We start from the raw sequence: 6,000 nt of genomic DNA on the forward strand, positions 1-6,000 counted from the left end.
TGGTGGCGTTTCAGCGTGAGGGCTTCGCCGTAGCGGTGTCGGGCGGGGCTTGGCCCATCATTGCCCGCATCGCCTGCCATGGTGTTCCGTCGAAGATCAGCATGATCGATGTGATGCCGACACCGTCGATGCGGAAGTGTTCGGCGGTGCGCTGAGTGCCAGCCGGCGTGGCGGTATGCACGTCGTAGACGAGTGTGGCCTCGGACTCGCCGTACAGTTCGCTGATCATGTCGACGCCGGTGACCGCCTGAAGGAAGCCGGGGAGCCCGGCCAGGTGGCCGGCGGGGTCCGCAGAGCTCATGAGCGGGCTTTGGAAGGTGAACGGCTCGGCGAAGTGGGCGACGGCTGCGGGCACGTCCCACTGAACCCGGCGTTGTGATAGCCCCGCACGACCTGCCGAGTCTGGGTCTCGGTTGTCATCGCGGTTCGATCCTTCGGTCGTTTCTTCGGGCGGTGGATGTTCGGTTCACCGCTGGGTGTTCGTGCCGTCGACCTGGTTCAGGTATTGGTCGAGTCGATGCTGGTTCTCGACGAGGCGCAGGCAAAGATGCCGCAGCTGGGTCAGCTGGGCGGGCGTGAATCCGCGGAAGACCGCCGCCATGGCGGCCTGGGTGGGCCGCCGGAAGGACTCCAGCCAGGCCAGCCTGCGGGATTCGCGGCCGCCAGCGTGACAGCCCGAAGGCGAAGAGGTCCCTGCCCACTTCCTGGAACCACTTATTTAGTGCAGTAGACCGTCCCACTCACGACGTTCGACTGGATTGCGATCGCACTTCCCATGCCTTTCATCGTCCCGGCGCCGTGTGCAGGCCGTCCAGGAGCGGGCGGTGGGTCTGTTGGATCTCCAACCCGCGCCCGTATGCTGCGGCGCATGTCGACATTGCGCCAGTTGCTGCCGGGGAGCCAGACAGCGATCGATGTTCCTTTCGACCACATCGAGGCAGCCTGGAGGGACGACGCGACGTTCAGAGTTTCCTACACCTGGGTGGTAGGCGGTCATCGACGCGATGTCGTGACTCATGCTCAGGGGGTGGTGGACATCGCAAACGACCTGGAAGCCTACGAGGCGCAGTCCGAGGACGGGTGTGTCACCGTCTTTCGGGTCGGCCCGCAGTTCTACCACCTGCTGTCCGATGAGGAGCGGCAACGGACCGGCAAGAGGTGGCAGTGGGTCGAGGAGGATCTTTGGAAGTGGGAGTACACACCTGAGATCCGGAGCATTGCCCGGCTGAAGGCCTTCGCCGTGGAGACGCTGGGCGGAAAGGAGCTGCGCCGTTACACCTTGGTGGTTAAACCACGGCAGAGCGAAAAAGACCCCGTGCTCGCAGAGTTGCACCATGCTCTCCATCGGCTGGGAACCGATCGCTTCACCCTCGACATCTGGATGACCGAAGACGGCGATGTGCGGCGTACCCGCAGGCACCTGTCCATGTTCCGGACCAGGCGGGGTATTGGGGAGCTCACCTCGGTCACCATCGAGTATTGGGATCCCGGCGTTCCCGATCGCCTCATCGCGCCCTCCTCGAAGGAGATTGTGCCTCGACCCGCGTAGGTGTGACCGAGCCAGGGAGAACGGCGATCACCGTCGGCTGTCGAATGCGCGCCGCACGAGCGCAGCGGTCGGCAGTGCAAAGGCCACTTCGGCCGGCGCCTTAGTGGTCGACGCCGGACGTCCTTCGGGGTTGATCACGCTGCCAGGGCGGTGGAGGCTTGCTCGTGTTGGTCGAGCCGGGCCAGCAGACCGTCTAGGTCGGAGGTGGTGAACCTTCACTGGAACGGCTGTGCCGCGGCGTTGTAGCGGTCTTCGAACGCTCGGAGCCGGTCCCGGACCTCGGCGAGGTCGGTGAAGTCGTTGGGTGAGACGACCTTGCGCCGGACGATGGAGAAGAACACCTCGATCTGGTTGAGCCAGGATGCGTGCACCGGGGTGTGGACCAGCATCGCGTTCGGGAATGCCGCCGTCAGCCGGTCGACGGACCTCTTGCCGCGGTGAGAGGAGTCGTTGCCGACGATCCAGTACACACGGGTGGCGCCGGCGCAGGACTCTCCGGCCGTGACCTGGGGGACCAATGCCATGAACGGGTCGATGCCGGTGGTCTTCTCGCAACGGCCGAACACGCGTGCGTGGTGGACGTCGTAGGCGGCCAGGTAGGCCGGCGCTCCGCCGCGCCCGTAGGTGTGGTTGACGCGCATCACCCGCGCCTGCCCGGCGCCAGGGTGCAGCCGGGGCCGCAGCGACTGGCCGCAGACTTCGAGCGTAGAGCACCTGGCCAGAGCGCGCCTCCGGCGGCGTTCTCCACGGCGACCGAGGATTCCGGACATCCTCTACCGCCGCCGCTCCCACCCCGGWCCGGGGTGGGAGCGGCGCGCGGGGTCCTCAGCGGCCGGGGCCCGGGCGGTTCGGGTCGGTCACCTGCTGGGCCTGGTCGCGGGCGTGCTCCCCGGTGGTCCTGGCCGCCTCGGTGGCGGTCTCCTTGACCTGCTGGGCGGCCTGCTGCGCGGTGCCCTTGGCCTCCTTGCCCAGCTGCTGGGCTGATTCCCGCACCGCCTCCTTGACCGGTTCGACCATGTCGCCGACCTGCTCCTTGACCTGCTCGGCGGTCCGCTGCTCGGTCTCGGTCCCGGGGATGAGGGTCGCCGCGAGAAGCCCCGCGCCGAAGGCGATCAGCCCGGCTGCCAGCGGGTTGCCCTGCGTGCTCCGCATCGCCTGCTCCGGCGCCTCCCGGACCGCTCCAACGGCCTGCTGCGCGCCGTGCCTGACGGTGTCCGCGGTCTCCGCGGCGGTGTCGCGGACGGTGCCGGCCGCCTGCGAAGCGGTGTCGCGGACGGTGCCCGCCGCCCCCGTGGCGGTGTCGCGGACGCTGCCGGCGACCTGGCCGACCTGATGCCGCGCATGATGGGCGGCGTGGGACGGCGTGCCCATCACCCGCTCACGCACGGCATCGATCTTCTGGCGCATCCGGTTGGTCCGGCGCTGCATGATCCGTGACGGGACGGTGCGATCGGCCAGCCGGTCCACGTCGGCGGCCAGCTCCGCTCTGGTCACGGCGATCTCGTCTCTTATTTCTTCAGGTCCCGAGCCCATTGCGCGTCCTCCTTGAGCGTTTCCACGGTCTGTTCCGGTTTGGGGGAGACCAGGCGGAGCCTGTTGCGTCCGGTCACGTACAGCACCGCGCCGATCACCGCCCATATCACGGCGACGATGAGGGCGGCCCAGCCCAGGTCGATGAGGTTGCCCAGGCCGAACATGACGGCGAGGGTCACGAACAGGGCGGCCATGTGGCCGGCCACTCCCGCTCCACCGAGCATCCCGGCCGCCTTGCCGGCCTTGGAGGCCTCCGTCCGCATCTCGCTCTTGGCAAGCTCCATCTCCTGGCGGAGCAGCTTGGACAGATCTTCACCGATCTCGCCGACCAGCTGTCCCAGCGACGGCTCGACAGGTTCGGAGCCGGGAGAACTCACCGAGGCTCACCTCCCCAGCCTCCGGGCGGAGGGGGCTCTGTCGCGGGCGAGTACGGCGTGGACGGCTGACCCGGGGCCGCCGGTGTGGACAGGCCGGCCGGCGGGGCCGCCGTCCCCGGTGCGGGAGGCGTCGTGGTGGAAGGGGTCTGCCCCGCGCCCGTGGTGGCTTTCGCCATCCGTCCCACCAGGAAGCCTGCGGCCACCGCTCCCGCCAGGAAAACTCCGGGACGGCGGCGGGCGAAGTTCTGGACCTCCTCCGTCACCCCGGACAGACCGTGCTGCTCCAGGTAGTCGGCGGCCCGCCGTCCCGTGTCGGCGACCTGTTGCACCACCCCGCTCACCGGGGAGTCGGGTTTGGCGGTCTCGCCCATCGAGGCGAGCTCGTCGGCCCACTGGCGGATTCCCTGAGCGGCGCGCCGGCTCTGCTGCTGGGTCTGCTCACCGACGCGTTCCCGTAGCTGTCCCACCGCTCTGCGCGTCTGGAGCCTCGCCTCCCCGGCTACCGCCTGTGCCTGGTCCTTGGCGGTGCCGGCGACCTCTCCCGCCGCGGCTTTCGCCTGTTGCCCCGTCCCCGGCCTGCCCTCCTGATCGTTCTGCTGCGAATGTGCCCCTACTCCGGTAGGAAACTCACTCATCGATGCCTCCAAAGGGTCCCCGACCTCAGATTCTGAGGATGGGGTGGCGTTACCCGCACTGACCCCTCACACCCGCGGAATCACGAAAAGATGCCTTGGTATAGCGATCGATGAACATATTTATATGCAAGCTGCCCAAATTCACTAAATGGTTGAACATTCGGGTGTAATGGGGTGCCGCCATGAGGGGTAAATCTGGCTTTTCGGACGAGCGGCCTGTGGATGTGTCTCCGCTGGGCCTGTTCGCCCCGGTGCTCGGTCAGGGCCTCCCGCACCGCTGCGACCAGGGCCGCTCCGGCGATCTCCAGAGGCCGCGTGCTCGCCGTGGAACGGCCGGTCTGTTCACGGCCCGCCGGCCGGCCCCAGCTCGTCGAGGGCCGCGCGGATCCGGGATGTCAGCTCTCCGTCTGACAAGTCGCCGGGCTCGCGGAGGCTCGGGTCGGCGGTGTAGTCCTCCAGGTCGTAGAGGGCATCCGTCAGAACTCGATCCACTGCGTCACCCGGACGGCGGGGAGCGGGGCCGCGGGTAGTGCCGCACGGGCGGCCCGGGGGAGTGCCCATAGGAGTGACGACCGGCCGGCCCTCCACCTGGGGCTCAGAGCGACCCGGTTGTTGTGAGTGTTCCGGAGGGAAACGTTCGGAACCGGCCCTAACATGCGGACCGTGACCAACGACACCGTCATCAACGAGCCGTCCCTGACCGCCGGCGAAGTCGAGATGCTGCTGTTCGCCCTCGACCGCTCCCGTGCCACGTTCGCCTGGAAGACCGGCGGCCTGGACGCCGCCGCCCTGAACCGGCCGCACCCGCCGAGCACGATGACCCTGGCCGGGTTGATCAAGCACCTGACCCGGGTGGAGGAGGAGACGGCGGCCTGGCGCCTGTTCGGGGAGCGGCCCACGCCGCCCTGGGACACCGCCGAACACGGCTGGGAATGGGAAGCCGCCGCCGACGACACGCCCGACGAGCTCTACACCCGTTGGCGCGAGGCCGTCGCCCGCACCCGGGCTGCGGTGGCCAAGGTGCTGGCCGACGGCGGCCTCGACCGGCCCGCCGGGTTCACCGTCACCGAGGACGGCCGATCGCCCAACGTACGCCGTATCCTGGTCGACGTCCACGACGAATACGCCCGGCACGTCGGCCACGCGGACCTGTTCCGTGAGGCGATCGACGGTCTGGTGGGCGAGGATCCGCCCGAGCGGGTTCAGTCAACGGGACCCTGACCGACCCGCAGATCAAGCCCCTCTGTTCGCAGTTGGACAGTGTGCGTGCGAAAACTCCGTCCGTTTTATGGTCGTGCACGCCGGCACCCAGGTCAGCCACAGGTTCCCGCTGTGATCCGCACCGTGATCGTTGACTCCGAGATCACCGATTGGTATTTTTGTCAGGACAAACCTATGTCCTGACAAATCCCCCTTGGAGGATTGCCGTGGCTGCCAGGGTGACCGAGATTGTGCAGACGCGGGTGCACAACCCCGAGGCGATTGTCCAGGCGGCGAAGCAGCGTGTGCCGGCGCCGTCCGTGGTGGGGGAGCACGGCCGGGTGATGATCATCGCTGCGGACCATCCGGCGCGCGGCTCGCTCGGCGCCGGCGGTGATCCGATGGCGATGGCCGATCGGGGTGATCTCCTGGACCGGCTCTGCCGGGCGCTTGAACGCCCCGGGGTGACCGGGGTGATGGGCACCGCCGACATCCTGGAGGACCTGCTGCTGCTCGGGGTGCTGGACGGCAAGTCGGTGTTCGGATCGATGAACCGGACCGGCCTGGCCGGATCGACGTTCGAGATCGACGACCGCTTCACCGGCTACGACGCGGAGACCATCGCCGCGATGGGCTTCGACGGGGGCAAGACGCTGACCCGGATCGCGTTGGAGGACGCCGCGACGCCTTCGGTGCTGGAGAACAC

At 68.3% G+C, this 6,000-nt stretch carries 10 protein-coding genes; 3 read left to right on the forward strand and 7 right to left on the reverse strand.

The window, feature by feature from the left end:
- Positions 1 to 10: 10 nt before the first annotated feature.
- Together CA984_RS21315 and CA984_RS48765 are read right to left on the reverse strand one after the other, a co-directional pair.
- Positions 11 to 355 (reverse strand): hypothetical protein, encoded by a 345-nt coding sequence (locus CA984_RS21315; protein ID WP_207620968.1) that lies wholly within the window; start codon positions 353 to 355, stop codon positions 11 to 13.
- Positions 356 to 466: 111 nt separating this feature from the next.
- On the reverse strand, positions 467 to 601 hold the full coding sequence (locus CA984_RS48765) for a hypothetical protein (RefSeq protein ID WP_278249050.1): 135 nt from the start codon (positions 599 to 601) through the stop codon (positions 467 to 469).
- A 267-nt stretch (positions 602 to 868) separates the two neighbouring features.
- Between CA984_RS48765 and CA984_RS21325 the strand changes: the two genes are divergently transcribed.
- Positions 869 to 1,549 carry a hypothetical protein gene (locus CA984_RS21325; protein WP_133061731.1) on the forward strand — a complete coding sequence of 227 codons (681 nt, stop codon included), beginning with the start codon at positions 869 to 871 and terminating at the stop codon, positions 1,547 to 1,549.
- Positions 1,550 to 1,764: 215 nt separating this feature from the next.
- Here CA984_RS21325 and CA984_RS21330 read toward each other — a convergent pair whose 3' ends face one another.
- The 5 genes from CA984_RS21330 to CA984_RS46345 all read right to left on the reverse strand — a co-directional run bounded on the left by CA984_RS21330 (position 1,765) and on the right by CA984_RS46345 (position 4,586).
- Positions 1,765 to 2,190, reverse strand: a complete 426-nt coding sequence (locus tag CA984_RS21330) for a transposase (protein ID WP_207620969.1) — start codon at positions 2,188 to 2,190, stop codon at positions 1,765 to 1,767.
- 184 nt (positions 2,191 to 2,374) lie between these two features.
- On the reverse strand, positions 2,375 to 3,082 hold the full coding sequence (locus CA984_RS21335) for a DUF3618 domain-containing protein (RefSeq protein WP_086575081.1): 708 nt from the start codon (positions 3,080 to 3,082) through the stop codon (positions 2,375 to 2,377).
- Entirely contained in the window at positions 3,058 to 3,459 is a 402-nt protein-coding gene (locus tag CA984_RS21340) for a phage holin family protein (protein WP_086575083.1), read from the reverse strand. Before CA984_RS21340 ends, CA984_RS21335 begins: the two co-directional genes overlap by 25 nt.
- Complete coding sequence (locus tag CA984_RS21345) at positions 3,456 to 4,094, reverse strand: hypothetical protein (protein ID WP_086575085.1); 639 nt, start codon at positions 4,092 to 4,094, stop codon at positions 3,456 to 3,458. Before CA984_RS21345 ends, CA984_RS21340 begins: the two co-directional genes overlap by 4 nt.
- 342 nt (positions 4,095 to 4,436) lie before the next feature.
- Positions 4,437 to 4,586 (reverse strand): hypothetical protein, encoded by a 150-nt coding sequence (locus CA984_RS46345; RefSeq protein WP_165781346.1) that lies wholly within the window; start codon positions 4,584 to 4,586, stop codon positions 4,437 to 4,439.
- A gap of 162 nt (positions 4,587 to 4,748) precedes the next feature.
- Between CA984_RS46345 and CA984_RS21350 the strand changes: the two genes are divergently transcribed.
- Positions 4,749 to 5,315, forward strand: a complete 567-nt coding sequence (locus CA984_RS21350; protein ID WP_086575087.1) for a mycothiol transferase — start codon at positions 4,749 to 4,751, stop codon at positions 5,313 to 5,315.
- Between the two features lie 206 nt (positions 5,316 to 5,521).
- Positions 5,522 to 6,000: Cgl0159 family (beta/alpha)8-fold protein (locus tag CA984_RS21355; RefSeq protein ID WP_423229323.1), on the forward strand; the 479-nt coding region annotated here is incomplete at its 3' end.

Source organism: Streptosporangium minutum, assembly GCF_002149035.1.
Taxonomy (GTDB): domain Bacteria; phylum Actinomycetota; class Actinomycetes; order Streptosporangiales; family Streptosporangiaceae; genus Streptosporangium; species Streptosporangium minutum.

Coding starts and splice junctions, on each gene's coding strand:
- CA984_RS21325 (WP_133061731.1), top strand. CDS start 869: ATGTCGACATTGCGCCAGTTGCTGCCGGGGAGCCAGACAGCGATCGAT.
- CA984_RS21345 (WP_086575085.1), bottom strand. CDS start 4,094: ATGAGTGAGTTTCCTACCGGAGTAGGGGCACATTCGCAGCAGAACGAT.
- CA984_RS21335 (WP_086575081.1), bottom strand. CDS start 3,082: ATGGGCTCGGGACCTGAAGAAATAAGAGACGAGATCGCCGTGACCAGA.
- CA984_RS21330 (WP_207620969.1), bottom strand. CDS start 2,190: ATGCGCGTCAACCACACCTACGGGCGCGGCGGAGCGCCGGCCTACCTG.
- CA984_RS21350 (WP_086575087.1), top strand. CDS start 4,749: ATGCGGACCGTGACCAACGACACCGTCATCAACGAGCCGTCCCTGACC.
- CA984_RS48765 (WP_278249050.1), bottom strand. CDS start 601: ATGGCGGCGGTCTTCCGCGGATTCACGCCCGCCCAGCTGACCCAGCTG.